This is a genomic window from Nocardia sp. NPDC051570 (assembly GCF_044454005.1).
In the GTDB taxonomy this organism is placed as follows: Bacteria; Actinomycetota; Actinomycetes; order Mycobacteriales; family Mycobacteriaceae; genus Nocardia.
This window is the reverse complement of sequence record NZ_JBITDI010000025.1, coordinates 1-26,396: the sequence shown is the minus strand read 5'-3', so window position 1 is coordinate 26,396 and position 26,396 is coordinate 1. Positions and strand designations below refer to the sequence as shown.

The 26,396-nt window shown below is 63.9% G+C and carries 35 protein-coding genes; 27 read left to right on the top strand and 8 right to left on the bottom strand.

What is annotated here, in order from left to right; translation table 11 throughout:
- Positions 1-65 precede the first annotated feature (65 nt).
- Together ACIA76_RS39090 and ACIA76_RS39085 are read left to right on the top strand one after the other, a co-directional pair.
- Complete coding sequence (locus ACIA76_RS39090; protein WP_397159822.1) at positions 66-539, top strand: hypothetical protein; 474 nt, start codon at positions 66-68, stop codon at positions 537-539.
- Entirely contained in the window at positions 532-1,713 is a 1,182-nt protein-coding gene (locus tag ACIA76_RS39085; protein WP_397159820.1) for an MAB_1171c family putative transporter, read from the top strand. Before ACIA76_RS39090 ends, ACIA76_RS39085 begins: the two co-directional genes overlap by 8 nt.
- A gap of 15 nt (positions 1,714-1,728) precedes the next feature.
- On the opposite strand, the gene ACIA76_RS39080 is transcribed toward ACIA76_RS39085, so the two are convergent.
- The 3 genes from ACIA76_RS39080 to ACIA76_RS39070 form a co-directional block, all read right to left on the bottom strand.
- Positions 1,729-2,931: an amidohydrolase family protein gene (locus ACIA76_RS39080; protein ID WP_397159818.1), complete on the bottom strand. Its 1,203-nt coding sequence runs from the start codon at positions 2,929-2,931 to the stop codon at positions 1,729-1,731.
- Positions 2,932-3,064: 133 nt separating this feature from the next.
- Positions 3,065-4,102 carry an LLM class flavin-dependent oxidoreductase gene (locus tag ACIA76_RS39075; protein WP_397159816.1) on the bottom strand — a complete coding sequence of 346 codons (1,038 nt, stop codon included), beginning with the start codon at positions 4,100-4,102 and terminating at the stop codon, positions 3,065-3,067.
- Between the two features lie 609 nt (positions 4,103-4,711).
- On the bottom strand, positions 4,712-5,158 hold the full coding sequence (locus ACIA76_RS39070) for a hypothetical protein (RefSeq protein WP_397159814.1): 447 nt from the start codon (positions 5,156-5,158) through the stop codon (positions 4,712-4,714).
- A gap of 104 nt (positions 5,159-5,262) precedes the next feature.
- Between ACIA76_RS39070 and ACIA76_RS39065 the strand changes: the two genes are divergently transcribed.
- From ACIA76_RS39065 to ACIA76_RS39040, 6 genes are all read left to right on the top strand, one after another.
- Entirely contained in the window at positions 5,263-5,586 is a 324-nt protein-coding gene (locus tag ACIA76_RS39065) for a hypothetical protein (RefSeq protein ID WP_397159812.1), read from the top strand.
- A 14-nt stretch (positions 5,587-5,600) separates the two neighbouring features.
- Positions 5,601-7,376: an alpha/beta hydrolase gene (locus tag ACIA76_RS39060; protein ID WP_397159810.1), complete on the top strand. Its 1,776-nt coding sequence runs from the start codon at positions 5,601-5,603 to the stop codon at positions 7,374-7,376.
- 95 nt (positions 7,377-7,471) lie between these two features.
- On the top strand, positions 7,472-7,975 hold the full coding sequence (locus ACIA76_RS39055) for an LppA family lipoprotein (protein WP_397159808.1): 504 nt from the start codon (positions 7,472-7,474) through the stop codon (positions 7,973-7,975).
- An 81-nt stretch (positions 7,976-8,056) separates the two neighbouring features.
- A complete protein-coding gene (locus tag ACIA76_RS39050) occupies positions 8,057-8,428 on the top strand; it encodes a hypothetical protein (protein ID WP_397159806.1) in 372 nt (123 codons plus the stop codon).
- Positions 8,421-9,056 carry a DUF3558 domain-containing protein gene (locus ACIA76_RS39045; RefSeq protein ID WP_397159804.1) on the top strand — a complete coding sequence of 212 codons (636 nt, stop codon included), beginning with the start codon at positions 8,421-8,423 and terminating at the stop codon, positions 9,054-9,056. Before ACIA76_RS39050 ends, ACIA76_RS39045 begins: the two co-directional genes overlap by 8 nt.
- A 2-nt stretch (positions 9,057-9,058) precedes the next feature.
- Positions 9,059-10,486, top strand: a complete 1,428-nt coding sequence (locus ACIA76_RS39040) for a PPE domain-containing protein (RefSeq protein ID WP_397159802.1) — start codon at positions 9,059-9,061, stop codon at positions 10,484-10,486.
- A gap of 31 nt (positions 10,487-10,517) precedes the next feature.
- Here the strand turns inward: ACIA76_RS39040 and ACIA76_RS39035 are convergent, their stop codons facing one another.
- Positions 10,518-11,471 carry an alpha/beta fold hydrolase gene (locus ACIA76_RS39035; protein WP_397159800.1) on the bottom strand — a complete coding sequence of 318 codons (954 nt, stop codon included), beginning with the start codon at positions 11,469-11,471 and terminating at the stop codon, positions 10,518-10,520.
- 138 nt (positions 11,472-11,609) lie between these two features.
- Here ACIA76_RS39035 and ACIA76_RS39030 point away from each other — a divergent pair, with 138 nt between their 5' ends.
- The 7 genes from ACIA76_RS39030 (at position 11,610) to ACIA76_RS39000 (ending at position 16,159) form a co-directional block, all read left to right on the top strand.
- The gene (locus ACIA76_RS39030; RefSeq protein WP_397159798.1) at positions 11,610-12,254 is read left to right on the top strand and encodes a TetR/AcrR family transcriptional regulator; all 645 of its coding nucleotides are present in this window, start codon (positions 11,610-11,612) and stop codon (positions 12,252-12,254) included.
- Positions 12,255-12,525: 271 nt separating this feature from the next.
- The gene (locus ACIA76_RS39025) at positions 12,526-12,855 is read left to right on the top strand and encodes a hypothetical protein (RefSeq protein ID WP_397159796.1); all 330 of its coding nucleotides are present in this window, start codon (positions 12,526-12,528) and stop codon (positions 12,853-12,855) included.
- 170 nt (positions 12,856-13,025) lie between these two features.
- Positions 13,026-13,568, top strand: a complete 543-nt coding sequence (locus ACIA76_RS39020) for a hypothetical protein (RefSeq protein WP_397159795.1) — start codon at positions 13,026-13,028, stop codon at positions 13,566-13,568.
- Positions 13,565-14,545 (top strand): DUF3560 domain-containing protein, encoded by a 981-nt coding sequence (locus ACIA76_RS39015; RefSeq protein ID WP_397159793.1) that lies wholly within the window; start codon positions 13,565-13,567, stop codon positions 14,543-14,545. The genes ACIA76_RS39020 and ACIA76_RS39015 overlap by 4 nt, the downstream gene beginning before the upstream one ends.
- Positions 14,542-14,808, top strand: coding sequence for a hypothetical protein (locus tag ACIA76_RS39010; protein ID WP_397159791.1), 267 nt, complete (start codon positions 14,542-14,544; stop codon positions 14,806-14,808). Before ACIA76_RS39015 ends, ACIA76_RS39010 begins: the two co-directional genes overlap by 4 nt.
- The gene (locus ACIA76_RS39005; protein ID WP_397159789.1) at positions 14,805-15,065 is read left to right on the top strand and encodes a hypothetical protein; all 261 of its coding nucleotides are present in this window, start codon (positions 14,805-14,807) and stop codon (positions 15,063-15,065) included. The genes ACIA76_RS39010 and ACIA76_RS39005 overlap by 4 nt, the downstream gene beginning before the upstream one ends.
- Before the next feature lie 605 nt (positions 15,066-15,670).
- Complete coding sequence (locus tag ACIA76_RS39000) at positions 15,671-16,159, top strand: single-stranded DNA-binding protein (protein WP_397159787.1); 489 nt, start codon at positions 15,671-15,673, stop codon at positions 16,157-16,159.
- A gap of 49 nt (positions 16,160-16,208) precedes the next feature.
- On the opposite strand, the gene ACIA76_RS38995 is transcribed toward ACIA76_RS39000, so the two are convergent.
- The 3 genes from ACIA76_RS38995 to ACIA76_RS38985 all read right to left on the bottom strand — a co-directional run bounded on the left by ACIA76_RS38995 (position 16,209) and on the right by ACIA76_RS38985 (position 19,274).
- On the bottom strand, positions 16,209-17,831 hold the full coding sequence (locus tag ACIA76_RS38995; RefSeq protein ID WP_397159785.1) for a hypothetical protein: 1,623 nt from the start codon (positions 17,829-17,831) through the stop codon (positions 16,209-16,211).
- 74 nt (positions 17,832-17,905) lie between these two features.
- The gene (locus ACIA76_RS38990; protein ID WP_397159783.1) at positions 17,906-18,223 is read right to left on the bottom strand and encodes a helix-turn-helix domain-containing protein; all 318 of its coding nucleotides are present in this window, start codon (positions 18,221-18,223) and stop codon (positions 17,906-17,908) included.
- Between the two features lie 4 nt (positions 18,224-18,227).
- Complete coding sequence (locus ACIA76_RS38985) at positions 18,228-19,274, bottom strand: tyrosine-type recombinase/integrase (RefSeq protein WP_397159781.1); 1,047 nt, start codon at positions 19,272-19,274, stop codon at positions 18,228-18,230.
- Positions 19,275-19,465: 191 nt separating this feature from the next.
- On the opposite strand from ACIA76_RS38985, the gene ssb reads away from it, so the two are divergent.
- The 11 genes from ssb (at position 19,466) to ACIA76_RS38930 (ending at position 24,967) form a co-directional block, all read left to right on the top strand.
- Positions 19,466-19,873: a single-stranded DNA-binding protein gene (gene ssb / locus ACIA76_RS38980; RefSeq protein WP_397159779.1), complete on the top strand. Its 408-nt coding sequence runs from the start codon at positions 19,466-19,468 to the stop codon at positions 19,871-19,873.
- A gap of 103 nt (positions 19,874-19,976) precedes the next feature.
- Complete coding sequence (locus ACIA76_RS38975) at positions 19,977-20,432, top strand: hypothetical protein (protein ID WP_397159777.1); 456 nt, start codon at positions 19,977-19,979, stop codon at positions 20,430-20,432.
- Positions 20,433-20,747 carry a hypothetical protein gene (locus ACIA76_RS38970; RefSeq protein WP_397159775.1) on the top strand — a complete coding sequence of 105 codons (315 nt, stop codon included), beginning with the start codon at positions 20,433-20,435 and terminating at the stop codon, positions 20,745-20,747.
- Positions 20,744-20,968 carry a hypothetical protein gene (locus tag ACIA76_RS38965; RefSeq protein ID WP_397159773.1) on the top strand — a complete coding sequence of 75 codons (225 nt, stop codon included), beginning with the start codon at positions 20,744-20,746 and terminating at the stop codon, positions 20,966-20,968. Before ACIA76_RS38970 ends, ACIA76_RS38965 begins: the two co-directional genes overlap by 4 nt.
- A gap of 72 nt (positions 20,969-21,040) precedes the next feature.
- Positions 21,041-21,472, top strand: a complete 432-nt coding sequence (locus ACIA76_RS38960; RefSeq protein ID WP_397159771.1) for a hypothetical protein — start codon at positions 21,041-21,043, stop codon at positions 21,470-21,472.
- A gap of 73 nt (positions 21,473-21,545) precedes the next feature.
- Positions 21,546-21,863, top strand: coding sequence for a hypothetical protein (locus ACIA76_RS38955; protein WP_397159769.1), 318 nt, complete (start codon positions 21,546-21,548; stop codon positions 21,861-21,863).
- The gene (locus ACIA76_RS38950; protein WP_397159767.1) at positions 21,863-22,180 is read left to right on the top strand and encodes a hypothetical protein; all 318 of its coding nucleotides are present in this window, start codon (positions 21,863-21,865) and stop codon (positions 22,178-22,180) included. The genes ACIA76_RS38955 and ACIA76_RS38950 overlap by 1 nt, the downstream gene beginning before the upstream one ends.
- A gap of 59 nt (positions 22,181-22,239) precedes the next feature.
- The gene (locus ACIA76_RS38945) at positions 22,240-22,470 is read left to right on the top strand and encodes a hypothetical protein (protein ID WP_397159766.1); all 231 of its coding nucleotides are present in this window, start codon (positions 22,240-22,242) and stop codon (positions 22,468-22,470) included.
- Positions 22,471-22,476: 6 nt separating this feature from the next.
- Entirely contained in the window at positions 22,477-22,710 is a 234-nt protein-coding gene (locus ACIA76_RS38940) for a hypothetical protein (protein WP_397159764.1), read from the top strand.
- 5 nt (positions 22,711-22,715) lie between these two features.
- Entirely contained in the window at positions 22,716-23,855 is a 1,140-nt protein-coding gene (locus ACIA76_RS38935; protein WP_397159762.1) for a hypothetical protein, read from the top strand.
- A gap of 284 nt (positions 23,856-24,139) precedes the next feature.
- Positions 24,140-24,967 (top strand): PE-PPE domain-containing protein, encoded by an 828-nt coding sequence (locus ACIA76_RS38930; protein WP_397159760.1) that lies wholly within the window; start codon positions 24,140-24,142, stop codon positions 24,965-24,967.
- Between the two features lie 90 nt (positions 24,968-25,057).
- Here ACIA76_RS38930 and ACIA76_RS38925 read toward each other — a convergent pair whose 3' ends face one another.
- Positions 25,058-25,891, bottom strand: coding sequence for a hypothetical protein (locus tag ACIA76_RS38925; protein ID WP_397159758.1), 834 nt, complete (start codon positions 25,889-25,891; stop codon positions 25,058-25,060).
- A 260-nt stretch (positions 25,892-26,151) separates the two neighbouring features.
- Between ACIA76_RS38925 and ACIA76_RS38920 the strand changes: the two genes are divergently transcribed.
- Positions 26,152-26,396 (top strand): hypothetical protein (locus ACIA76_RS38920; protein ID WP_397159756.1); only part of this gene is annotated, 245 nt, incomplete at its 3' end.

The following is a 26,396-nucleotide window of genomic DNA, read 5'->3' as shown; positions in this document are numbered from 1 at the left end:
CAATTCAGTTTACCCAGGGGGCATCACATATGAACGAGCGTCGACTTCGTTCGTACGGTCGCGCGGTGCTTCATGAGATCGCCTTGCCTCGCCCATTCTCGGTCCAGGCGCTCTGCGAATCGATCGTTCGACAACGCAACAGACGGCTCTATCTTCACCCGCTTTCCGAACAATCCGGGGAAGGAACGCCCTGTGGCATGTGGATCGCGACCGATGTCGCCGACCACATCTTCTACGAGCAGAAAACTAGCTCGTTCCATCAAGACCACATCATCCTTCATGAAATCGGACATATCCTCTGCGGTCACAATGTCACCCACCTGTTAGAAGAGGAATACCCACTGCTTGCCGATGGCACAGCAGACGACAGCCTTACTCGCCAGGCCCTAGCCCGAACCAGCTACACGACGCGGCAAGAACAAGAAGCCGAAATAGTGGCCAGCCTCATCCTCGAACGGGCCACCACCCTACAGGCAAACACGTTGACCAGCACCGACTGGCGGCTTGGCGCCGCACTGGGAGCCATCGATCATGGATGACATGGTTCGTTTGGGACTTTTTATTCTTTGCTTCATCGTCGTATTAGCTCGGATTCCCGCTGTGTGGTCCCGTCAGCAGCGCCCGCTCTGGCTCGTACTGTTGATGCTCGGCTTGGGACTGACGCTGCTCCTAAAGTCGGTGACACAAGGCATTCGCCACCTTGTCGGCATCCCATACCTGGAAAGCCTGGCCTCGAGCCTGCTAGCTGTCGGAGTCGCTACGACGCTACTGATGTTCGCCCTACAGACGTCCCGACCAAACGAATATCAATCCACACCTTTTTCACACCTTCGTTATGCGTGGTGCACGCTCACGGTCATGACGATGGTTATCACCTTCTCAATAACCGTATCGCAGGGTACCCCCCATCGAGACCGGTTCCTTCCGACACCGGGGACATTCACCGCGCACACAGTGTATTGGATTACATACTTATTGTATATGGTCGGCGTGACCACATGGACCGCGGTATTATTCTGGCGCTGTATTCCACGAATTCATTCCCGGCTGTTGCGCGCCGCTGTGCTGTTGTTTGCCATCGCCGAGAGCGCTTTCCTCGGGTTTCTCGCCACCCGCGTTGTGGCGATGTTTTCATCTTCCCCCAAGACCTTGCCGTTGGGAATGTACGTGTCGTCATTCCATTCTGTTGGCATCACAATCGGGTGCTCCATCGCCATTATCCTGCCGTTGAAGCGGTCGGTGGCCAACTGGCGGCACTGCGCCACGCTGTATCCGCTCTGGAAAGCTCTCTGCGAAGCATTGCCGCATATCACTCTGAATCCGCCGCGCACGAAACTGGTGGACACACTCACACTACGCAACAGCCAACTACGTCTTCACCGACGGCTCATCGAGATCCGCGACGGGCTCCTGATCATGCACGACTGGATCACACCCGAACATCTCAACCAGATCCATGCGGCCATCCCCGTCGCCAGCCTCACCGACGACCAGAGAGAAGCTGCCACGACCGCGTGCTGGCTCAAAGTGGCGTTGCGCGCCAAGGAGATCGGGTGCGCGCCCGTCGAGGATCCTCTTGACCTTGTGCGTCGAGGTGGCGTCGATGCAATGACCGAGCTGCGCTGGCTCCGCGAGGTCGCCGATGCATGGTCCTCCCCGCTCATCAACGACTGCGCCGCGGCTATCAACCTGGTTCAGTCAGAGAGCCACTAGTAGGCAGACCTGGCTTCAGCGGGGAACACGTTGGCCGCCACGGAATACCGCATGCGCATCACTCAACGCCGTCAAGTCCTGCGAAACGTCGCCGCTAACGGCCAACAAGTCGGCGTCATAGCCGGCGGCGATCCGCCCCTTACGGTCACCGACCCCACACGATCGCGCGGCCACGCTGGTGACCGCGGCCAGCGCCTCCGCACACGACAACTCCGCGAAGCCCGCGAACTCGGCCACCCCGTGCGGCAGGCAATCATGCGGCTTCGAACCGACGACACCGGCATCGGAGGAACACACCAACCGCACCCCCTCCCGATGCATACGCGGAAGACATTCTCGCGCCGCGAGCACCCGCGGTGACGGCGGCTCCCCCTCGGGCATCCGCGCCGCGGTCACCCCCACATACACCCCCGAGGCCGCCATCGCCGCCACCGTGGCCCACTCCGGCTCCGCTCCAGCAGGAGTGAGAAACGTACCGTGCTCGATCCCGTCCACACCCGCGGCGACCGCCGCGGCTATCCCTGCACCACCATGCGCATGTGCAGTGACCCACGTTCCTGCCTCATGCGCGGCGGTCACCACCGCGCGCAGCTCGTCGACGGTGTACTGCGACAGATGCGGATCGCTTCCCGGAGTGATGCCCCCGCCCGTGGCCATCACCTTCACCACATCCACCCCTCGCGAAAGCCGTTCGGCGACCGCGGCCCTCACCCCGGCGACCCCGGCGGCCTCACCCCCCAGAAACCAGCAATGACCCCCGTGCGAGGTGATCGGCGGGCCCGACGCCAAGATCTCCGGCCCCGCCGCCATCCGCGACGCGCATTCCGAACGGACCATCAAGCTTAGATAGCCCCGATCACCTAGGTCACGCACTGTCGTCACCCCAGCCTGCAACGCCTGGCGCGCATGACGACGGATGCGGTCCACCACGACCTCATCACTGTCGTTCCGCAATTGCTCCACCACACTGCCCGACGGGTCGAACGCCAAATGCGTGTGTGCGTCGACCAAACCAGGGAGCAGGGTCACGGTGCCGAGGTCGACCACAGGCAACTCAGGAGAGGGACGTGCGCCACTGAGATCGACATCGACAATCCGCCCCTGCCGTACCAACACCAGCGGCGCACCCGACACGAAGGCATGCCCATCGAACAAGCCTTGTGCCCGAATCCCCCACAGCCGCACCGAGTCTGGTCCCGGACACTCCAGATTGATCACTTCATCACTTTACCCAGCGTTCCCACCGCCGCAGAGCTTGTGAGTGGCGTGCAGCGTTGCGTCACAACGGCAAGAGTGCGTTGCGGCGCGGTACCGGCTCGATGGCTTAGCCGAATAGCGAAGTGCCCTGGGATTATTGATCGACTACCTCACGAGAGCTGTTGTCCTGCTCGACTGACCGGACCGGCGCGAGGTGCGAGGCGACGAGTTCGTAGGAGCGCAGCCGATCGGCCAGATCGTAGATAGGCGTGTGCAGCATCAACTCATCCGCGCTGGTGGCGGTGAGGAGGTCGGTCAGTTGCCGGGTGACTGTGTCCAGGGATCCCTGTGCCTGGGTTTCTCGCAGCTGGCGCACGGTCTGTTGTTGGGTAGCGGTGTAGTCGTAGGCGGCGGCCTGCTCGGGAGCGAGGAGATCGAACGACTTTCTTTCTGCCAGGTGGGCTCTCACGACTTCGTTCGGCCCGGCCAAATAGTGGGCCCGATCGTCGGTGTCGGCGCAGACGGTCAGCACGCACAGCAGCACATACGGTTCGGAAAGCCAGCGCGAGGGACGGAAGGACTTGCGGTAGGCGGCCAGCGCGGCCTCGGTGTTATGGGGGCGGATGTGGTGGGCGATCGCGATGGGGAGCCCAAGTTCGCCCGCCAGCTGGCCGCCGGCGGCGCTGGAGGACAGCAGCCACGGTTGCAGCGCGGCGCGATAGTTGGGCAGCGGGGAGGTGCCTGTGTCCGGATCGAACAGGTTCAGCACGGTGCGGACATCCTGCTGGTATTCCTCGTCGGTGATCGGCTCGCCGCCGCGGCGCAGAGCCCGCGCGATGTCCTCATCGATGGTGCCTTGGCCGCGGCCCAGACCGAGGTCGATCCGTCCTGGATGGAACGAGTCCAGGGTGGCGAACTGCTCGGCGACAGCGAGCGGGACATGGTTGGGCACCATCACACCGCCCGACCCGACTCGCAGGGTCGATGTCTGAGCGGCGATCTGCCCGATGATGACCGGCGGGGAGCAGCTGGCGTCCGCCGTCCTGCTGTGATGCTCGGCGAACCACAAGCGGCGGAAGCCGAGTTGTTCGATGTGGCTGGCCACGGCAACGCTGGCCTCCAGCGCGTCCCGCGCCGCGGTGCCCTTCTGCAGGGGCACCAGGTCCAATGCCGATAGCGAGACGGAGATCACGCCGCCAACCTACCCCGAACTACGTCATGTGGTTCGCCCGAGGTGCTGCGACGAGATCTTCACGGAGCCAAGCGCTTTACCCGCATTTCGCGTAATTCGGTTCGCCTGCTCACCGGCAAAGTCCGGTTGGAAACCGGGCCCCCACGACGGGCCACCAGCAACCGGACCTTCACGATCATCTCGCTGGTGGCACGGACCGGGCGAGGTCGCGGTACGGGCGGGCCCGGTGATGCGCTATGCGCGGTCCGATTGTGCCGCAAAGCAACTGGCAGGAAGAGAGGACGGGGTTGGCCGGAGTGGGAAGGTGCGCGCAGGGAAAGCGCATCCTCCGACACTGAAGGAGGCGCACAACTCTCCGTCACACTGTACAGCCGGTCCTGCGCGCGATCGGTCCTGCAGTTCAAGAAGGTTTCATGACCGTTGGTCGAGTAGATTCGGCCAATCGTTGCCACTTCTGGGAGCGTTTTCGAGCAAGTTCGGCGATGCCACGGGTGCAGTGATTCGGACGGCTGCCGACATAGCCTTCCAATCGTCCTCGAAGAGAGTGTGCGACCAAGAGCAACAGCTTCCGCCCACATTCAGTGAAACGGAACGGGGGCTCTCCTTGCGTCAGTACTCCAGCCAGCTCTTACGCTGGTAATAGGAGTCCAGCTCTTCTTCCTCGTCAGGCATCGCCTCGCGTCGCGACGCGGGGGCCTGTTGGGGCCAGGGGAACGAAGGAGCCGCTGCGGATTGCCCCGGCGGCGGTTGGTGGAGCGTGTCGATCAAGTGTTCGCGCTGGGTCAGCAGTCGGGGGTCGTTCTCGAGGCGGGTTACGGCATCGGCGACGGACTTGCGGGCCTCTGCAAGAGCGGTGGCGTGTAGGCGCACGATGGCTTCCACTAGCGTGTCCGGGTCGAGTCGGCGTCCGGAGTCGGTCAGGCGGATCGCGCGGAGGCTGCCGTCCGGGCCGACGTCGACCGAGGCGATGCCACCGGCCATCGATGCTGTAGCGCCTTGTGTGAGGGAGTCTTGCAGGTTTTCGATGTGACCCGTGAGCGGATCAATGTCGTTCATCGCCTGCCCTCCCCTTGCCTGATTTACCCTGTTCGCAGCATATAGTGACCCGAGATCACGAACCAGTCGGCTGCTGGGCGGCCGAGCCGAAGCAGGGGGCGAGCGTGGGATCAGGGCCGGGTGACGTTCTGTTCGTCGACAAACCGGCGTGTCGAGCACTGGCTGACGGGCTCGGCACGGCGGGGCAGGAGCTTCAGGTTCTCGGTAAGGGCGGTGCGGTTGTCGGCAGCCTCGACAACGGTCTGACGGGCGCCAAGACACCGGATGCGTATCACGTCGCGACCAGGACCGCCGATAAGGCGATGAGTACGGTCGGGACCGCATTGCTGGAGCTGGGTGGCGTGATCGTCGGTGCGGTGTCCAGCTTCCATGATCAGGACACGGCGAACGCCGGGGGCATCACTGGGTCAGGTGGGGGTGGCCGGTGAGCGACCATCTGACGGTGTCGCAGGTGCTGAGCTGGAATCCGGGGTCGCTAACCGAGCAGGCGAACGAGTGGGATCGGCAGGCGGGCGAGCTGCGGACGAAGATGGACACCCAGAACCGTGCGGTGGACGGCTCGCACGACACGTTCAAGGGCGGGGCCGGCGACGCTATGCGTGAGAGATTCACGCAGGTGTATGACAAGTCGCGAAAAGTGTTGGAGGCGTTGGAGAAAGGCCGCGATACCGCCAAGATCGCCAGTCTGAACTTCACCACCGCCAAAAGCCTGGTCCAGGGCCGGAAACAGACTGCGGAAGGTAAGGGGCTCCGCGTCGAGGACGACGGCACCTGCCAGATCAAGGAACAGACCAAACAGGCCCTCTACTCCTCGGTCGGTGGTGACGAGAACAAGTACAACACCGCGATGGCGGCGCTTCAGCTGGACTGCAACACCGAGACGACGTTCATGAAGAAGGTCCTCGACCTCGCGGCCACCACCGACGCCACCGCGGTCACCGAGATCGGGAAAGCTTTCGCCGATATGCCCGCTCCGGACACTTTCGGCAACGCCTCCACCCCGAAATCAGAGATACCGGCACCGCCGAAAAACGGTACACCGCAACAGAATCGCCGTTGGTGGGACTCTCTCACACCGCAACAGCAGCAGGAAGAGATCAGCACCCACCCCGCCGACGTCGGCAACCTCAACGGCCTACCCTCCGACGCGAAAGACCAGGCCAACCGGAACCGGATCCCGCTCGAGCGGGCACGCTGGGAACAGGACCTTGCCACCGCGAACGCCGATTTGGCGAAGGACCCGACCAATGGCGATGCCGCCCGCAGAATCGTGGACGCCAAAAAGCGCCTGGATGATCTGAAGGCTGTCGAGACCGCGATCAAACCGGAAGACGGCAAAGCTCCACGCAAGCTGATGTTCCTCGACATGGAATCCGGGCGGCAGGGGCGGGCCGCGGTCGCCGTCGGCGATCCCGACCACGCCGACCATGTGTCGGTCGCAACCCCAGGACTCGGATCGAACCTCAGTCGTTCACTGCCGGGCATGGTCGGCGAAGCGGACAGTTTGAAGGCCGAGTCGGAATGGCAGCTCACCAAGGCCGGACGCAACGGCGAAACCGTGTCGACGATCGCATGGTTCGGATACGACCCACCGCAGGGCGGGCTCGACAATCCACAACCGGATACGGCAAATGTCATGTGGGAAGGACGCGCCCAGGAAGGCGCGAAACCCTTGGCGGACTTCTACAAGGGCCTCGATGCGGCCAATGCCCGCAACGATCCACATATCACCGCGCTCGGACACTCCTACGGCTCGCTGACCACGAGTCTTGCCTTGCAGCAGAAGGAAGGCGGCGTCGACGACGTGGTCTTCTACGGTTCGCCGGGATTGGGCGGGCATATCCCGGCCGTCGGTGCGAGCGGGCTGGGCGCTCTGGTGAACCCGCCGGGCGCGCTGCTGACCGAGACCGGTCTCAACGACACCGTCCACAACACCGGAGACCTCGGGCTGCAAAACCACCACGTGTACGAGATGACCGAGAAGGGCGATCCCGTCGCACACGCGGACCGCTTCGGCCGCAGCCCCGGCAAAATGGACTGGGTCACCCATCTCAACACTGACCCGATCACCGTCGACGGCCGCTACTACTCCGGCGCCTCCGGGCACGCGGAGTATCCGCGCGTCGACGGCGGCACCGGGAATCTGCACCGCTCCGGCTACAACCTCGCCGCTGTCGTTGCCGGGCTGCCTGGTAACGCGACGAGCCCGGGATCATGATGACGTTCCGAGCGGAATTCGTCAGCGCGACAGTTCGAGTCATTGCGATCGTCGCGATCACGGTGACTACGGCATCACTGATAGGGAGCTGTTCCATGGACGATCAGCACAAACCAACCAGCTCGCAGGACACGGCAGCGGCAGCCCAGCGTCTTCTTCAGCGACCCAGCCTGGAGGATTCCGACGCCCAACTTCAGGGAGTCGTCGAGCAGATCGGGGCCGCCGCAACCGAACTCGTGCCGGGACTGCGATGGGAATGGCAGCGCGACAAGATGCGGCTCGACTGCTCACCCCCGTACGACCAGACGAACGGTCGAATGCTGAACCTCCGGCTGTACGTCTCGACGCCCAATCAGCCGATCCCAGACAACGTCTGGCCGCAATTCATCGACCGTATCCGCCCGATCGCCGCAACCGTCGGCGCGACGGCACCGGGCACCATGCAAGACCAACCGGGAAACCACGATGTGCGATTCGTGAACCCGGACGACGGAACGACGATCAAGGTCGGTAGCCAAGTGGCGACGGTCATCGGGGGCACGGTCGGTTGTCGCCTCCCCCGCGACCAGTTCAACACACCCATCCGGCCGACGTCCTAACGGGTATACCGGACGGAACCGTTCAAAGATCAAATGCGTCAGAGCGAACAAGCAGACAATACGGGGACCGGGAGGCATGTAGTGGCTCTAGGACACGAAGCAGCCGCAAACCTCTGGCGGGCGGCTGCCGAAGGACGGTTCCGGCTGGAGGAGGGGGCCGCCCGTGAATGTGCTGGCCACTACGAATGGTTCGCCGAGGAGATGGTGGGGCGTCAGCGTGACCTGGACCGGTTGAAGCGTTTGGAAGGCTTCGGGAATCTGACATCGTCCCAGTATCTCCAAAAGGGATTCCAGGACAAAGCCCACCAGGCATTCGATGCATTCAAGGCAGCCGAGGAGTCCGCCTATAAAATGGCGGCCGCGATCTATAAGGCGGCCGGGCTGACTAACGACGTGGAAGCAGCCAACGCGGCGGCGATCCGCGCGGCACAGAAGGTGATGACCGATGGATAAATATGCAATCGGACTCCGCTCAATAACCCTGATTGCTGCAACGTCGACATTGGCCGCTTGCGCCTCAGCAAACAACCCGACCCCGAACGCAACGACAGCGCAATCGGCGACATCCCCCGCGGCTACCAGCCCGGCTACGCCGACGCTGACGGCCTCCAGCCTCCAACCTCCATCGCAGGACAACAAGTACACAAGGACCAGCGGGAGACCGAAGGTCACGTTCGATCCCTGCACATGGCTACCGGACGACGCGATATCGAAAATTGGTTTCGACCCCTCGACCCGAAAACGCGGAAACGACATGGTCTCCGAGACCATCGTCCTGACATGCGACTTCGAGAACGCTGATGAAGGATTGCAGCTCGATTCCAGCAACGTCACGTTGGAAGAGGTAAAACAGAAATACGCTGGAAGAACTCAAGATCTCACCATCAATGGTCGAGATGCCATCTTAACGCCTAATAAGTCCAGCTCCGAAGACTGCTCTGTCGACATTCGTACGAAATCTGGGTATTTCGGTGTCACCTTCCTGCTGAGTACCAAAGGAGGGCTGAAGGGTATCCAGCCCTGCGACCACATTGTTGACGCCGCAACAGCGCTCGAGCCCTACATCGGCAAGGACAACTGACCATGGGCAACGGCAACTCAACCCCAGACAACCCCTCGCTGGCGGCGCAGTTGGTGGACTGGGCTGCGTCCCAGGCCGGCGCCTCGAACATGAGGAAAGCTGCCACCGACACGGATAAGTCTGTCAGAACGAGCGGACACGACCCGGACTACATACCGGCAGGAGCAGTCGAATCGTTCCTCTCCATGCCGCATCAGAAGATCGTGGAGGCAGTCAACTCCATGAAACCAGGCTCAATGCACGATACAGCGCAGGCGTGGCGAAAAATCGGCGACGCAAGCATGTTCAACACCATGGGCCTGACCTCTAAACTCCGAAACTCCGTTGCCCAGGGCTGGGAAGGTGCGACAGCCGACGCGATCCTCGCCGCCACTCGCCGCTTCACTGACGAGCTGACCGACATGCATGCCGTGACCCAGAGCGTGGCCTCTCGAGTCGAAAGCGCCGCCTACGGAGCGGAAGTCGTGAAGGGCGCGGTTCCATCGGTGCCGACCCCTCCAGGATCCCCGGCTGTGCCGGGCGCGGAAAACCCCGCGACGATCATCGGCCATATCACCGCTGCCTCTGATGCCGAGCAGGAAGCACGGCAGGCGATGATCAATTACTACGTGCCGGCCTATCAGCCTGCGGGGCAACAGGTTCCGGTTTACCTGCCCCCGTCCGGTCCGAACGACGGTTCGGGGCCGAACGTTCCAGGAATCAACGGGACTGGTCGGCCTGGCGGGACAGGTGGAAGAACGAGTTCGTCCGAGCCGAACACCCCGTCCGGTGATCCTGAGCACGGGCCGCAGAGCCAGAATGATCAGCGGACGAAGCCCGCCAGCACCGATTCCAGCCCAGCCAACACCGATCCTTCCGCGCTCGCGAATTCGCCGACGGGGCAAGGGAATACCTCAGGGAACAACCCACAGGGCTCGGGCACCGCAGGAGTGGCTACCACTCCTGCGAGTGTGGGTCCGAGTGCGACGACACCCTCGAGTGTCGGCGGCAACGGCGGCGGGCTTGGGGGCGGTTCAGGTCGGCCCGGCGGTGGGATTGGCGGACGCGGCACGCCGGGCTCAGCCGGTCCGGGTCGGAGCATCCCTGGCGTCCCAGCCGCGGGCAATCCCGGCAGTCCGGCTGGGCTGGGTGCCCGTTCTCCAGCTGCCGGGTCAGCAGGCATGCCGGGCATGCCTGGTATGGCACCGCACGGGGCGAAGGGCAAGGGCGAAGACGACGAGAAGGAACACAAGGGCAAGCCGGAATTGCTCGTCCATGAACGTAACAAGATCGATCTGCTGGGTGAGCCGAGCCCGGCAGTCCCTCCCGCGTTCGGTGCCGACGCCTTCGAACCGTCGAACGATTGGACCGACGAACGGAAGAATCCGCGGACGTCAGTTAATCAGCGGCTCGAAGGGCGACGACCAGACAGCGACGACCGGCATCAATGAATATCCGTGCGGGTTGGCGTGATGCGGTCGGTTATCGGTGGTTACGGAGGAAGGGCAGGGCGAGCTCGATGACGGCCGTGGGGGTGTCGGCATGGGCGAAGTGCGAGGATCGGTCCAGCCAGTGGAACTCCGCCTGAGGCAGAAGCGCCGACAGGCGTGCGCCGACCGCTGGTGGTACGAGCGGGTCCTGCCGCGAATAGATCAGCAGCAAGGGAGCAGGGAAGGGCTTGCCGTCGTTGTGGCGTCGGCGTAGTTCGGCACTGAATCCGGCGAAACTAGCCGGGGCCATGACCCCGTGTAGGTAGTCGATGAATGTGGCGGCGCCGTCGGCGGTTGCCAGTGCGTCGCCGTACTGGCGCGCTTCCTCAAGGGACTTCAGCGTTTCGTCGTAGTAGTGGACCGTGCGGTGAGCCCAGCGAGCGGTGTCGCGTCGAATCCACCACTGCAGCAGGCTGTTCGCGCCAGGCAGCGACAGCGCGGCATGCAGCAGATGTAGTCGTGGGAGCGGGATTGCGGGTGAATGGATGTTGATCACCGCACCGAATGCTGCGGGATCGGTCAGGGCGTGACGCATGGCGAGATAGCCGCCGAGGGAGTTGCCGACGACCGGGCAGCCGTGCAATCCGAGCAGGGTTTGGAATTCGCCGATCCACGCCGACAGGGCTGCCGCAGTCAACCGGCGAGGCGGAGCACTGCTGGCTCCGGCTCCGGGCAGGTCGGGGACGATCAGGCGATAGCGCTGCCCGAGCCCGTTGAGCAGATAGCGCCAGGAATAGCTACTGGTCATCAGCCCGTGAACCAGCAACAGCGGTGTGCCGGAACCGTATTCGCGATAATGGATCCGCAGGCGCCCCAGGGTGGCCGAATCCATATGCACCTCATGGGCTTCCGAGTCGAAGTACGGATGCGGCCGAACGGGGCGTTCTGGTAGGGCATCGAAGGCCATGCGCTGGAACGGGCGCAGTGGTGTCGTGCTGGTGGTCATGCTGAAGATTCCCCCCCAGAGTTCTTGCAATGATTACAAGAACCTCGTGTGGGTAGGCTACGTCACGGTTCACTTCTTGCAATGACTACAAGAACAGGGACGTTGGTGGATCCTCGCAAACAACGCACCATCGAGGCGTTGCTGCACGCGGCCGAAGAGATCTTCAGCCGGCGACCGGTCGCGGAAGTGACGGTGGAGGAGATCGCCGACCGTGCTGGGGTCGCGGTCGGCTCGATCTACAACCACTTCGGATCCAAGGCCGGCTTGTATGCGGCGATCGTCGAGCGCGTCCTCGACACCGACCGGCATTTCCTCGACCCCGCGTTCACCGCCGACCTCAACCCGGTTGAGCAGGTGTATGCGGTCGCCGAGCAGTATCTGCAGTTCTATCTGAGGCATCCGGAGTACTTTCGGATGCTCGCGTTCCCGGTCGACCCGGGCCAGTACCCCGCCGGGCGCGAATTGACCGACCGGATGGCCGCACAGATCGAACAGCAGAACAGGCGTCTGGCTGAAGCGATCCACCGCGGTATCGACACCGGTATCGCGCGCGCGGTCGACCCCGAGGCGGTCGCGATGGTTCTCCTCGCGGCGTGGAACGGGATTATCAGCCTGCACTGGCGGCCGGACCCTTTGCGCCAGAACGAGGCTGAGCTTCGTCGGCTACTCAAGGCAGCGGCCGACTTGATCGCCCATGGGCTCTTGCTCGACAAGACCACAGAGCTCGGGCGAGCGCAGACGCGCGATATCGACCACTCAACGACAGTCGGCTCGCCCGATTGACGGGCGAGCGATATCCACTCCACCCCTGCCAATCAGTACGCCAAGACTGCATTCGATGAACGTCCGATAAGTGGCTGCAGCTCTGCAAACCTTGGCTCTTCATCCTGGCCGGTCTTAATTGACGCATACATCAGCACGCGCAGTACGCGCGCAGTACTTGCGCAATGATTTGACACTGCGCATAGGCGCAGGATAGTTTCAATTCCGTTGGGCCGATGCCCACGACACCAAACACCCCGGCCGCCACCGGGATCCGAAAAGGAACCACGTCATGACCATTCACATATTCGCGTCCACCGGCCAGGCATACGACCACAGCCAGTGGCGTCACGACATCAAAGACGGCGACATCCTGCTCGTGCCCTCCGAGCGCATAGCGGGATGGCTGGAAGGCGCCTGGCCGGTCGCGGCGACCGACAAGGCCGGGCAATTCCACCGACTCAAGGATCGGGTGAGCTCCGAGGCCACCGCTGATGACGCGCGGCTGCTCGGTATGGCCCATCAGGCCCGCGAGGCCCTTCGCGATTACCTCGACGAGGACCAGGCGCACACGATCAACGCGGAGTACGACGCCGAAGCCGTCGCCGCCGACTCCGAATGACCATGTACGTCACCCATTGGGCAATCTGCCAGCCCTGCAACGGAAACGGCTGCCGCCACTGCGGTAACACCGGCGAACACACCGTCGTCATCACCAACCGCTGACCGCCGCCACGGTCAGCTCAACACCCCACCCGGCCGCCACACCGGGCATCCGAAAAGGAACCAGCCATGCCCGCACCGGGCCAAATCATCACGCCAACAACCGAACTCAGCGAGCGCGGACGGACCGTCTACCGAGCCGAAGGCCCCGCCGCCGGCCTGTTCACCACGCGAATCGCCTGGTCGGAGGGGAATCACACTGGCCGCGACAGCTGGAGACTGAACATCCAGCTCGGTCCGATGTTGTTCGACGGACGCAGAGCTGACCCGCTCACGATCAACGGGGTCGGATATAGCGGCTCCATCTCTTTGGTGATCGAACCGGGCCCCCATTGCACCTATCGCCCCGGGGACGAGATCGACTGGGCAGTCTGCCGCGCCGATCGACTTTCCGGCGGAGTCACCTTCGCAGCAACAACCCGGCTGCGGGCACTCGCCGATCTGGCGTACCTCCAGCTCGGCACCCCAGCGGCGTTGCACAACGCCAAGATTCGCCACATCGCGACCCGGATCGAACGCCTCCACACCGGGCGTGAGAGCGGCCTCACCGAGAACGCCGTTTCGATCGAAGCGGCCGAACGAGAGCTCCGGACCCTGCGGGGTGAGGCATGAGCACACTCGCCATCACGCACACCGCAGCGGAAGGAACCCTCCTCGCAGGCACCCAGCGCGGCGACGGCACATACGAAGTCATGACCGAGGTGAAAAACCTTGTCGGTCACTGGAAATGGGCGCGCAGTCTCCAGCAGTGGATCATCCACGCATCCCGCGACCGGCAACCGAAGGACTACTACATCCAGGTCGCCGCAAAAGCTCTCCGCGACGCGGGATACACGGTCGAGCTACGGATCGACCGAGCCGCACGCCCCGCCTTTGAAGCCGAAACCGCACGCGCCGAGCAGCAACAAGACAGAGTCGCGGCGTTGGAAGCGAAAGCCGACCGGCGCGCCAGCAAGGCCGCAGCTGCCGACACCGCGCATCAGCGGGCTGCCGACCGGGTGCCGCCAATGGGTGAGCCCATCAAGATCGGCCACCATTCCGAGCACCGACACCGCAGATCCATCGAGCGTGCCTGGGACGCACTCGGCCGGTCGGTAGAGGCGGACAAAGCTGCGGCCCGGGCGCAAGGTCGCGCTGAATCAGCTTCCCGGACAACCGAACTCCGATATGCGCCCGTCACCGTCGCGAACCGCATCGCAACGCTGGAGGCCGAGCAGCGCGCCGACCAGAGGATCCTGGACGGAGGCAAACGTGGACGCGCGCCGTACATCTACGTTGAACCACCGGCCAGCGGTGAGTACCGGGATCGTGTGCAGGCGCGCATGACCCAGCGTGCCGGAGAGATCGAGTACTGGAAGGGCATCCGCGCCGAGCAGATCGCCAGCGGACAGGCGACCGGTTACAGCCGAAACGACATCAATAAGGGCGACGCGATCAACTACCGCGGTCGCTGGCACGAGGTCGTCCGCGTCAATGCGAAGTCGGTGACCGTGGACAGCCTCTACATCCCCGGCTGCACCGGCACGGTTCCCTACCACGAGATCCGAGCCGTCAAGCACGCCGACGAACAGGTGGCGACCACCGAATGAGCGTCCTCAGCACCAGGATCTCGGTCACCGCGCTACCCAGCGAATACGACGGCGGCACAGTCGAATTCGGCCAATACCCGACCGGCGACGTGGACCCGTACGCCCACAGCACCCACCTCTGCCACTGCGAATGGTGCAGCTACGTCGACAACGACCCGGCCCAGTGCCGATGCCCCGACTGCATCGATGACAGCGACGCCATCACCGACGACGCCCGCGACCACTTCACCGACATCGCACGAGACATGGAGTTCGACCTGTGACCGCCCTGACCGAATACACGACCAGCAAAGGCATGATCGTGCGCGGCGGCGACCTCTTCCGCGACTGCCGCGAGAGCAACGTCCGCACGCTGCGCGTCGACTGCTTCAAGATCCGATTCGGTATCACCCGCGCGTACTGCACGGTCGTCCGCCAAGAGTTCGAAGGCCAGATCACCGAACCGATGCGTCCCACCAGCATGGACGCGGAACGCCTCGGCGGCCGCGACTTCCCACCCGCGACGGAGGCCAGCGAGTGACCGCCGGTCTCATCTCGGTTGTTGATCCCCAGCACGGCAGGCTGTCCAGCTACACGACCGGCGGGTGCCGATGCTCCGAATGTCGAGAAGCATTGCGGCTCTACATAGCTCAGGTCCGAGCACGGCGATTTGCTCAGCGCCGCATCCGGAACGGCCGTCCATACGCGGCCCACGACAATCGCGGCAATCGGCTCCCCCACGGGTCGGCCAGCACCTATCAGAACTGGGGTTGCCGGTGCCGCGCGTGCCGCGCGGCCCACACCGAAGACCACGCCCATTCACGAGGAAGGAAGTAGCCATGCGCTCGAGCCTCTGAATCCCATTCTCCACCAACCCGAAAGGAACCGATTTATGTCCAACGATCCTGTGACCACCATCATTGGCAATCTGACCGCCGACCCGGAGCTCCGTTACACGCCGGTTTCCCGTGGGTTCGTGAATTCCGAAGTGGCACATGCCCGGAACTGAAGGGCACGCCGCGTATCTGCAGGGTATCTCATCCTTGGGTTCGCAACCCACGGACCCGGTCACTCATTCTCACGCTTCCCCGAACCTTCTGGGAGCGATCCACACGATCAACGAACGTAAATGCGAAGGAGCGCAACATGTCCGGTGAATCGGTCATAACCGTTATAGGGAACCTGGTCGCTGCGCCAGAGTTGAGATTCACTCCTGCGGGCGCTGCGGTTGCCAACTTCACGGTGGCATCGACACCGCGAGTGTTCGACCGCCAGTCCAACGAGTGGAAAGACGGCGAGGCCCTATTTCTTCGCTGCAACATCTGGCGCGAAGCCGCCGAGAACGTCGCCGAAAGCCTCAGTCGTGGCTCGCGTGTCATCGTCACCGGCGCACTCAAACAGCGCTCGTATGAGACCAAGGAGGGCGAGAAGCGGACGGTGGTGGAGCTGGAAGTCACCGAAGTCGGTCCGTCGTTGAAATACGCGACCGCGAAGGTCAATAGGACCACTCGTACTGGTGCACAAAGCAACTCGAAGCCGAGCGTGGTCGCCGATGATCCGTGGGGTTCGGCTCCTGCCGCTGCGCCCGCGCTGGCCGCGGCGGGGTTCGGTGGGGACGATGAGCCGCCGTTCTGAGTCGGCGGCGATGCTGCTCCGGCCCGCGTTCAGCGGGCCGGAAACGGCCTCATTCCGGGCCGGCGGCGTCCTGGCCGAGGCCGGGATGGTCGAGGGTGTCGGTATATCGTTCGGCGGCTTTGACGCTGAGCCCGAACAGATCGCACAGGCGGCGGACGTCGCCGCCGGTCGCGAGGGCTTCATGCAGGATGCGGTCCTCGCGGACGGCCTGGCTGCTGATTCCCAGGGTCGAATTGATCCAAGCATGGCTCACGGGTCCGGTCCGAACGCCGGACTTCATGTTGATGAGCAGATGCGGGTTGGCGGTGTCGGGCCAGCGGGCAGCGCGATAGTCCAGCCAGACCGCCAATCGCTCACGCACCGGCGGAGCGAGCAGGACGGTCCGGTCGGGCAGCCGCAGATATCCGTCCTGGACGTCGGTGAGCAGCAACGAGCGCAATTGCTGGTTGCGCAGCGCATGGAAACCGACCAGCCCGGCGACAGCGGCACGGGCAGGGGTGTCCGACAGGAGGGATTCCCGCAACTGAACGACCGGAATCAGCAGGGGGACACGGGCTTCAGGCCTTCCGGTTCGAAAATGCGTGGTCGGGTTGATGAACACGATGCGCCGCGCCTTGAGCACCCGGAACAGCGACCGCAGCGATTGACCGACCAGCGATCGGGCGCTGCCCTGTTTGGGCAACGCCTTTCGAATATGGTCGCGGGTGATCTCGCGCAGCGATTGATGCCCGGCCTCCGCCCACTCATGCACGATGGGCATCACCTGATGGGCACGCACACGCACGGTCCCTTCTGCTCGCGGCCGGAACCGCGGGGGCGTCGTGCTGCCAAGCCGCGAGACCTCGAACCAGACGCGCAACTCCTCGCGCATGGGTTCGGGCAAGTCCGCGATCTGACGTTCGAACCAGGCGACGATGCTGGGTTCGCGATCATCGTCGAACATGTCCGCCGAAGCGAGGATCTCTCGAACTGGCTGCAGCGCAAGGGAAATCTGTTCGAGAGCGGCAACCTCACTGGCCTTGATAGCGGCACCGGCGGTGTCTTGCAGCGCCAGCAGAATACGGACGCCCTTGCGCGCATCGACCAGCCGGGTCTTGCTCCAGCCATGTTGACGCGCATGGTCGATGGCGACCTCGTCCAGCAGTTGCGCCAGCTGCGGATCCGGCGGATCGGGGAAGCCATGATCACGCCCGCGAACGAGATCACGCGGCAGCTCGAAGAAGACCAGTTGCTGTTGCGCGACCGGATAACCGCGATGACTCGATCGCGACGAGACGCTCTGCCGAGCCTCTGGAAGCCTCCGCCGGAACAGGTCGACCAGGAACAGCTGTTGACCGAATTGGTTGGCCTCCAACACAGTTGGTCCGCCACCATGCGGACGCTTGCGCGCGATCTGCCGCCAGCACAGTCGGCAGATTCCTTCGGCGTTCAGGGCGATGACCCGCTGACACGAGGGACACGGCGCGAGCGTCGGAAATCGCCGGCGCCAGCCCCGGCAACCCTCGCACAACCAACTCGAATGCCGGGTGACGCCCCAGCCGAGGCAGTCCAGGCAGCTGTCGATCACCTGCGGCGCGAATCGGTGACAGCGCTGACACAGTCCGGACGAGTAGTAGTCGCGCGTCGATCCGCACTTGCGGCACGGCAACGGCACGAACGGCCCACCAGGCATGCACTGATAGCAGTGCTGGCGCTGGGGCGTTGCGACAGGACGGCCCTGGCACCCGATGCAGTTGCGCGGCTTGCTCATGCAGGCGGCAACGTCCGATTTCGTCCCAGCCGAGGTGTGATCGCTGCTGCTGCGGTGGTGTTGTCGGCGGCCTTGCGGGGACGACGAGCGGCGACCTGCTCCGGTTCCCGGATCAGCAGATCGTTTGTCTCACAGCTCAATACGTCGCAGATGACATCCAGGTCGTCGAGCCGGATCGTGGTCGGAGTTCCGGTCCACAATGCCGACATCTTTCCGGCGCTGATCTCGAGTCCGGCGTCCGCGAGTCGCCGGCGCAGCTCGGTCGACTTCCAGATGCCTTGCTCGGCGGCCTTCATCCGCAAATTCCAGCGCATTCGCTCACTCCGTTCCGGTGATCAAACGGGCGGCGACACGATCATTGGCACTCGCCCAGGCAGACTCGACATGGTTGTCGTGAACGTGGATATATCGGGTCGTGGTGGACAACCACTCGTGACCGAGCAACTCCTGAATGGCCTTGAGATCCATTCCGCGCGAATACATCGACGACGCGCAGAAATGCCGCAGCCCATGGGGAGTCAGCCGCCCTTCCCACGACGGCAACCACCGGCCGACCGCGCCGGCCAGGCCGCTGCGCAAGGCATCGTCACCGACGCGGCGGCACCGGCTGCCGTCTCGATCCCGGCGCTCGCTGGGCAGCAGCGGAGCGTCCGGGTCCATCCAGTCATCGCCGAATTGGTGACGGATATCGGTCATCCACCACTGCAACAGTTGGTCGGCGGAGTTGATGGTCGGCACCAGCCTCGGCTTGGGTCCGCGGCCCATGCTGCCCTTGCCGAAGCGGACATGCAGTTTGCCGTGATCTCCCAAATCAGGCCGCCAGTCGCGGATGTCGAGATTCACCGACTCGCTGATCCGCAGACCGACCCGTCGCCACAGCGACGCCGCCAGATAGTCACGCGCGGCGGGCAAGAACTTCCTTGCCTCCGGCAAGGATTCGCGCCACCGGCGGAACAGGTCTTCGACCTCGTCCTCGGGCGGGGGAACTCGGATCGCACCGCCGTAGTCGGCCTTGACCGGCCGGTTGAACTCGTCGACCGGCTGCACCACGACATGACCGGTCAGCTCATGGATCTCGCCCTGATAGCGGCTGACGAGGAAGTCGAAGAACCGCGCGACCGTCCCGGACTTGCCATGCACGGTGCTATGAGCCAGATTCCGTTCTCGCCGTTGGTTTTCCAGGAATCGATCCACGTCTTGGGGCTGCGCCGTCCACACATGACGGCCGACGAATCGGACCAGCTCGAAAATCACCGACCGTTCCTGCCCTATGTGATCGTCGGTGAATCCGGCGGCCGCGCATGCCAGCGCGAACTGGTCCACAAGTTCCTGCTCGAAGTCGTCGAGCTCGAGCGGAGTGACCACTCGCCGAACAGCATTCGCCGATCGCACGACAGCAAGCCTCACCGCACCCGCCCTCCGGTTCACCGACCAACAGCACCGGTCATGAATACCAGAGGAGCTTCAGGATTTCCGACGAATGGTCGAACTTCCATCCCTGGCCTCCGAACCCGCGTTGGCCTGGCAGATCACCTGAACAGCAGCGAGGAGAACCCATGAAACCCACGGGAGTTGCGACACAGGGCGCGGCCGTCGTGAACTTCACTGTCGCCCAGACCCCACGTACGTTCAGCAAGGCGTCGAACGAGTGGGAGGACGGCGAGACCCTGTTCATGCGATGCAACCTTTGGAGGGAGGCAGCCGAGAACGTCGCCGATTCGTTGACCAAAGGTTCTCGGGTCATCGTGTACGGACGCGTGAAGCAGCGCAGCTTCGAAACACGTGAGGGCGAGAAGCGCACCAGCGTAGAGCTGGAGGTCGAAGAAGTCGGGCCGAGCTTAAAGTATTCCACTGCCAAGATCACCAAAGCCATGCGCGGCAACGGTGGCAGCGGTACCAACCGCCAGCGGCGCGGCGGAGACGACCCGTGGGGTTCTAGCTCCACCGAGGAACCGCCGTTCTAACCACGCGAATGGCCTGGGCGGGCCGGAGAAGGGGATTCCGGCCCGCCCAGTTCACCGATGTTCCCACCACGCGCCCGCCAGCGCACCGAAAGGACCGAAACCCATGCCCGCCACCATGTTCGAGGTGGAAGAAGACATGTCCCACTGTGAGATTGCCGCCCGCCGCCGCAAGGACTCCATCAGAGCCGCCACGATCGCCGCTGAGGTCGAGAGAGCCAACCTCGTCGGCGACTTCTGCTGGCTGGCTGACGACGGTCTACCGTTCGAGACCATTGCGAATCGGCTCGGCTACACGCCTGAAGGCCTTGAGCAGGCGTTACGGCGAGCCGGGTTCTTGCACCGCACTCCCGAACGTCTCGCGGTCGAGCAACGTGTGGACGAGCTGATCGCGAAAGGGCCGGGGTTTCGGTTCACGACTGTCCACGTCGACATGCCAGATGCGTTGACCAGCACTGTATCTGTTGTCCTGCAAGCTGCCCGCCGCCAAGGTCGCATACGAATGGCCGAGCCGCCGAAGCTGTCAGGTGCCCGCTCGGGCGCGGTGTGGGAAGTGGTTTGAATGGCCGACATCGTCGACGTCCTGCAGGCCCGATGCGCCGAAACCGCAGGCGAGGCAATTCTTTCTGGCGACCGACACCCGACTCTCACGCTGTCCACACGCGAAGTCGCTGACTTGCTCAACCACATATCCAACGTGCATCGCCACAACGGCGCACTGCGCCAGGCCGCCACCGATGCCGTCCCGGCGTTCGAGCGGATCGGCAACATGCTCCACCGTCCCGCTGCCGACCCCTACACGCTGGCGCGACAGGCGCGCAGCATCGCCTGCTTCGCGGTAGAAGACTTGACCGTCACCGAAGGAGTAGTGAATTGACCGCCCCGAACCCCCACATGGATCAGCCGCGGATCGTCGACGAGGACGCGCACCGTGAACGAGTCTCCCTGGATCAACAGATCCGTACCCTCACCGACAAGTTGACGATCGGCGACAGACCGAACTCCCTCATCGAGCACCACAAGGGATTGCTGAAGTTACAGGACTTGCAAGAGAAGCGGCGCGACGCGTTCCGCCGTGAGGTGGGCTGGGAAGAATAACCGCCTGCGTGACGAACCCCGCCAAGAGCGGGGTTCTGGCGCTGTCAGGGATGACTGGCAGGATACAGGGCTATGAAATCTGTCCGGAATGCCGCTTTCGTCTCCAGCGTTGCCGCAGCGGCGTCTATCGCTCTGGTCGGCTGCTCAACCGGCAACGACAAGTCGCCAGTGGACTCGTCAACGAAAGCGGCTCCGGCCACCGCGGTCGCCTTCCCCGAACCGCCGCCCTACACCTACGAGATCCACGGCAAGGAGATCCGCGTCGCCACCGGCAGCGCCGACCCGCACGACTTGCTGAACACTTACAACAAGGTCGCCCGCACCTTACGACCGACGCTGCCCGAGGGCGGGTATTGGATCGGAATCAACTGCACCACAGGCGGGACGGAGAAGGCCGACCGCCGACTTGCGAACGGCACGATTGCCGTTGGCCAGCTCGGCAAAGCGCAGATCGGCGATCTCGGGAAGTTCGAGGGCGTCGTGTCCGGCGCCCAATGCCCGTAGCGCCGATGGGCAGCGTCGTCACCCCGTGACTCCAATTCCGCAAACCTCCTCGACAGCCCATAACGTCTACACCGTGCCCCGATTCACTTTCCATGGCCGTGACGATGAACTCGCGTTCGTCGAAACCGCCGACGATTTCGACAGACTCAGCGAAACATACGACGCTTACGACGGCGCGCGGTTTCACATCCTTTCCGCCTCCGGGGAACTCCGCGTCATCGTCGGGGACGACAGTGGCACCGGCTGCTGGAACGTGTCCCTTGGGCCTATCCACTGCGCGAGCCCGGTCCCGAACTGGCCGGTCGCTGTCGGCGCAGCTCCCGAGGGGCCTGGGGCGCGCCTCACCGTGGACGCCCCGGCGGACGCTCGGCTGGTCGAGGTGATGGCCTGATGCCCGTCGTCACACTGCAGATGAAGCCGATCACCGTGCAGGCGGTCCAGTACACCGGCGACAACGTGCACGAGATCAACCAGACGATGCTGGGGCGCAAGGCTTCCGGAAACACCCCCTGTGTCCGCGACTACCCCGGCACGCAGCCATACCCGGCCGTCTACCAGGACGAGAATGTGACCGCCGAAGTGTGGAATCACCTTCTCGGGCAATGGCTTCCCCTGCGTCCCGGCGAATGGGTGCTGCACGGAGCCTCGGGCGAATTCTCGCCCGCCCCAGCAGACGTCGTCGCCGCCACGTCGGACGTCATCGCGTAACAGCGGTCCCGCCAGGCCGCCTCATCCGAAAAGAACCAACCCGCAGGAGTCGTCTGCCCGTGTGCGCTATCCGCCCGAATAACCGCCCGGCCATCATCGCCGCCCACTCGGCATTTCCCGCCGACTGGCTCGACGATCGCCGCGACGACACCGTGATCCGGTCGAGGCCCTACGGCACCGTCTGGCACAAGGTCGAAGGCTGGTGGTACACCACCGGTTCCGAAGTCGCTCTCAACGGTCTCGACCTGGCCGCGCAGGGGCCGTTCGCCGAACTCGTCGAACCCAAGTAGGCGAACATGACCCTCCTTTCCGATCTGACCGCCGAGGTGGCATCGGCGAAGCCGTGCATCACCGGCCGCTGGTTCGACTCCCTCTCCGACATCGACCGCGGCGACGCCCTCGCCTGGCTCGCTGATGGCCGACCCAAGTCCGCACTGCTGCGTGTCGCACGAAGTCACGGCTACACCGGTAGCTCAGCGATGTTCTACGCGCACAGCATCGGCGACTGCCCCTGCCCTCGAAAGGACTGAGCCGGATGGGAATTGCCGCCGATCTCGCGGCCCAGCCCGCCGCGGTCGAATCCCAGTACAAGCCGAAGGTCGAGTTCGATGGCCGTACCGGATTTATCGACAGCGACCCGCACCTGGCGGGGGAATCGCCCGCGTTCGACGAACTCCTCGCCAAGCACGGTCTCGCCGGGCAAGGCGTGCGGCTCGATCCTGATCGGCCCGTGCGTATCTCGCGTTGGCAGAACTTCGCGGGTGAATGGCTCCAGGCCGATCGCTTCTACGTTGTCGCCGAGCAGCCTGGCGCAGTCACCGCCGAGCGGCTGATCGCGCAGATCGTCGACCACCCGGCAGCCCACCGGCCTGCCGTCGGGGGCGGTCCGGCCGTCTTCAACTTCCAGGCCAGCGATTTGCAGATCGGTAAGTCCGACAACGACGGAACCGACGGCATCATCAACCGGTACCTCGGATCGCTGGACCGCGCGGTCGAGAAGTACCGGCAGTTGCGCCGCCTCAATTCCGTTGGCCCTGTGCATCTGATGTTCCCCGGCGACTGCGTCGAGGGAAACCAGAGCCAGAACGGGCGGAACTGGTGGCGCACCGACCTCACGCTCACGGACCAGATCGCCGTGTTCGAACAGTTGCTGTACACCACGATCGAGGCGTTCTCCGACGACACCGAACAACTGCTCGTCGACGTGGTGAACGGCAACCACGATGAGGCGCAACGCTTCCAGACGACCCGGCCGGGCGACGGCTGGGCCACCCATGCCGCCAACAGCGTGAGCAAGGGTCTGACCCGGAACCCGGCTGCGTTCGGGCACATCGAGATTCGCACTCCGGACCCGGAACGCGGCTACATGACCGTCGCAGCCGGTGACACCGTTTTCACCATCGCCCACGGACACCAGTGGCGGCGCGGCAAGGCGATGGACTGGTGGGCCGCGCAGGCATTCCACGGTCAAAACCCCGGTGCCGCTGACATTCTCGTTCACGGCCACTACCACACGTGGGAGCTGGAGACGACCGACAAGCGGGCGCGCATCCAGTCCTCAACCCTGGACGGCGGCTCGAACTACTACCGAGAGATGTACGGCTCGGAAGCCCGGCGCGGCGCGCTCGTCTACCTCACGCAGGCGGGCGACGTTTCGGATCTATCTCTCGTCTAGGTCGGCTGCTCAGACCCGGACGACACCCACGCCACGACACACCTTGCAAGTCGGGAGCGTCGCGTTTTTGTGCTGGACCTGCCCGTGCAAGCCAGACCCGCATACGTCGCATTGGTAGTGGTAGGGAGCCGAACCGGAATACCTGTCGGTGTCGTACTCCCACCGCGACCGGCCGCACACGCCGCTCCCGTCGCAGTGTCGGCAATTCACCAGTTGGCCGTAGTTGATGCTCACTTCGCTCACGCGGTCCTCCGGCATTCATTCTGCACCCTTGGAGAATTCGCATGTCTCAGATCACCGTGCTCGCTGTCGGCGGCACTGGAGAGTCCAGTCCTGGCGACACTCGCACCGAAGTGTCCGGGATGCTGCTCGGCGTCACCCGCAACCTGTCCGATCGGTTCACCTCCCGCTGGGTCGGCTACCCCGCCGAGTACGGGCCCGTCGGAAACGGCTCGGGCGGAGCCTCATTCCGCGACTCAGTGCGCGCAGGCGTCGCCAACCTGGCCCAGACCGCCGCCGCGACCACCGGGCCTATCGTGCTGCTCGGATACTCGCAGGGCTGCACCGTAGTACGCGAATTCCTCGCGACGCCCCGCGTGGCCGAAGTTCTCGGCGTGGTGGCAGCGGGATTCGTCGCCGACCCCCAGATGCCGCCAGGCGCGGCCTACGGCAAGCCGCAGCAGTCCGGATGGGGCATCGCAGGCAAGGGCGGAGACGTCCCAGTACCGGCCTGGTGGATCGCCAACGATCGCGACCCGATCCCCAACGCCTCGCCGGACTCGCTGCTGCGTGATCTCGCGGACCTGACTGAGTTCATGACGGCCAACGATCCGATTGGATGGGCAGCCGCGGTGGTGGGCCGCTTGCTGAAGAACAACTGGCAAAACGGTTGGGGCGCAAAGAATCCCCTGAACCCGTTCGATGTGCTGCGGGCTAAGCGGCGTGTCGAGACCGCGCTGGCGGAGGCGTTCGCGTACCTGCCGCGTGTGCCCTTGCTCAACGATGCTGGTGGTCAGCACACGTCTTATGGGATCGAGCCATACGTTTCGCTGGGCTCGGGCGCCGGGTGTGAGGTGCTGGCGTCCCTGATCGAAGCGAACGTAACTGCCTGACGGGTGCCCTGCACGGCGCGCGCGTTCACCCCACCCAGGCGGCCGACGTGTCAGACGTGTCACTGGTGTAAGTGTTGAGAGGGCCGGTGATCAGGAAAGCCCATCTATCCAGCTGTCGCCTCGATTGACGTATTCGACGAGCATTCCCATGGTCTGGGTGCCACTGACTCGCAGCGGCGTATCTGCGCTGTCGTCGTCGGCACTGCTCAGCGCAGCTTCAGCCTCTTCAGGCTGCTGCCCGGGGTCAATCTTCATGAACTTCATGCGCCCTGAGCTCGGCAGCCATACCGCCGTGGTGGATGGCCGGCCTGGGAAGTAACTCGCGGCTCGTTCCACGATCACGTCATCAGGCTCATCCGAGTCGATCGAGACGACAGTGTTGCGCACCCATGAGTAGATCCCGTCTTGAAACTCGGGCTCACGGTTCTTCTCGACAAAACCGAAGGTGGCGAAGGTATGCGGTTCGACTGACCCGTCCAGTCCGAGGCGTGGAGCCACCCACATCCGATAGAGCTCGTTGAGTCTGGTCCCGTACTGCTGATCGACAAGTTCATAATTTCCTGCCGTCAGCGGCACTGCCACAGTTGTTTCCGGCGGTCGACCGGGGTTGAGCGGGTCGAATTTGTGGTGGCGGATGGCAGAGTTCGATACGTCGATTCGCTGCAACTTCCGCCGCTCCAAGTGCTTCTTGGTTCGTTTGAAGTCCTCAAGGCCGCCGAGGCGCGCCAGCAGAGTTATCGACCAGTCGACGTACTTTTCGTCACGAACGCCGTATCGGACATGCAGCTCGGTGTGGGTCCCGGCCTTCGCCGGACCTAGCTCGCCGACGAACTCGTTGTATTCGACTCCAAACGGGGGCTTGTAAGGCTTCCCCTGTGGTGGTTTGCTGGACCGACCGGCACGCCGTTCGCGTCGATTCGCCATGATCTCCGTACAGGATTCGAGTGGTGCTTCCGTTCTTGGTTCCGGGAAGAGCTAAACCAGTGTATTCGCCGGTCCGCGGCCGAAGGAGTTGTCATCCGGCGTGTTTCCCGATCCTCGGCGTGTCGGGTTCACTGACGTGTTGCAGGTTCGTGCGACTGGGGCCGATGAGCAGCAGGATCATCGCAAACTCGATCCATCGCAACATGCACGAGTGCGCAGCGGGATTGCGCAGTGGATGCGCAGTGGGTCAGGATCGGGGTATGACGGGAACGAGTACTGGCCTGACACCATGCCATCTCGACCCTCGATTCCTCCAGCCCGGTACTGCGCAGGACTGGCACCTATACCCCGAGACCATCGCCGCAGTCGCCATATGCGAAACAGACTGCCCCATCAGCAAACTCGTCGCCTGCGCGCGGGCCGCCCTGGGTGCTGGGCAGCTCGTCACCGAACCAGACATCACTCTTCCGGCAGACGGCGTGATCGCCGCCGGAATCGTTTGCCG

Bases quoted from the DNA above. Each gene is read 5' to 3' on its own strand.
- ACIA76_RS39085 (WP_397159820.1), top strand. From the start codon at position 532: ATGGATGACATGGTTCGTTTGGGACTTTTTATTCTTTGCTTCATCGTC.
- ACIA76_RS39070 (WP_397159814.1), bottom strand. From the start codon at position 5,158: ATGAACGACATTGATCCGCTCACGGGTCACATCGAAAACCTGCAAGAC.
- ACIA76_RS39055 (WP_397159808.1), top strand. From the start codon at position 7,472: ATGGACGATCAGCACAAACCAACCAGCTCGCAGGACACGGCAGCGGCA.
- ACIA76_RS39045 (WP_397159804.1), top strand. From the start codon at position 8,421: ATGGATAAATATGCAATCGGACTCCGCTCAATAACCCTGATTGCTGCA.
- ACIA76_RS39040 (WP_397159802.1), top strand. From the start codon at position 9,059: ATGGGCAACGGCAACTCAACCCCAGACAACCCCTCGCTGGCGGCGCAG.
- ACIA76_RS39035 (WP_397159800.1), bottom strand. From the start codon at position 11,471: ATGACCACCAGCACGACACCACTGCGCCCGTTCCAGCGCATGGCCTTC.
- ACIA76_RS39025 (WP_397159796.1), top strand. From the start codon at position 12,526: ATGACCATTCACATATTCGCGTCCACCGGCCAGGCATACGACCACAGC.
- ACIA76_RS39020 (WP_397159795.1), top strand. From the start codon at position 13,026: ATGCCCGCACCGGGCCAAATCATCACGCCAACAACCGAACTCAGCGAG.
- ACIA76_RS39015 (WP_397159793.1), top strand. From the start codon at position 13,565: ATGAGCACACTCGCCATCACGCACACCGCAGCGGAAGGAACCCTCCTC.
- ACIA76_RS39010 (WP_397159791.1), top strand. From the start codon at position 14,542: ATGAGCGTCCTCAGCACCAGGATCTCGGTCACCGCGCTACCCAGCGAA.
- ACIA76_RS39000 (WP_397159787.1), top strand. From the start codon at position 15,671: ATGTCCGGTGAATCGGTCATAACCGTTATAGGGAACCTGGTCGCTGCG.
- ACIA76_RS38995 (WP_397159785.1), bottom strand. From the start codon at position 17,831: ATGCCTGGTGGGCCGTTCGTGCCGTTGCCGTGCCGCAAGTGCGGATCG.
- ACIA76_RS38990 (WP_397159783.1), bottom strand. From the start codon at position 18,223: ATGCGCTGGAATTTGCGGATGAAGGCCGCCGAGCAAGGCATCTGGAAG.
- ssb (WP_397159779.1), top strand. From the start codon at position 19,466: ATGAAACCCACGGGAGTTGCGACACAGGGCGCGGCCGTCGTGAACTTC.
- ACIA76_RS38975 (WP_397159777.1), top strand. From the start codon at position 19,977: ATGCCCGCCACCATGTTCGAGGTGGAAGAAGACATGTCCCACTGTGAG.
- ACIA76_RS38970 (WP_397159775.1), top strand. From the start codon at position 20,433: ATGGCCGACATCGTCGACGTCCTGCAGGCCCGATGCGCCGAAACCGCA.
- ACIA76_RS38960 (WP_397159771.1), top strand. From the start codon at position 21,041: ATGAAATCTGTCCGGAATGCCGCTTTCGTCTCCAGCGTTGCCGCAGCG.
- ACIA76_RS38950 (WP_397159767.1), top strand. From the start codon at position 21,863: ATGCCCGTCGTCACACTGCAGATGAAGCCGATCACCGTGCAGGCGGTC.
- ACIA76_RS38940 (WP_397159764.1), top strand. From the start codon at position 22,477: ATGACCCTCCTTTCCGATCTGACCGCCGAGGTGGCATCGGCGAAGCCG.
- ACIA76_RS38935 (WP_397159762.1), top strand. From the start codon at position 22,716: ATGGGAATTGCCGCCGATCTCGCGGCCCAGCCCGCCGCGGTCGAATCC.
- ACIA76_RS38930 (WP_397159760.1), top strand. From the start codon at position 24,140: ATGTCTCAGATCACCGTGCTCGCTGTCGGCGGCACTGGAGAGTCCAGT.
- ACIA76_RS38925 (WP_397159758.1), bottom strand. From the start codon at position 25,891: ATGGCGAATCGACGCGAACGGCGTGCCGGTCGGTCCAGCAAACCACCA.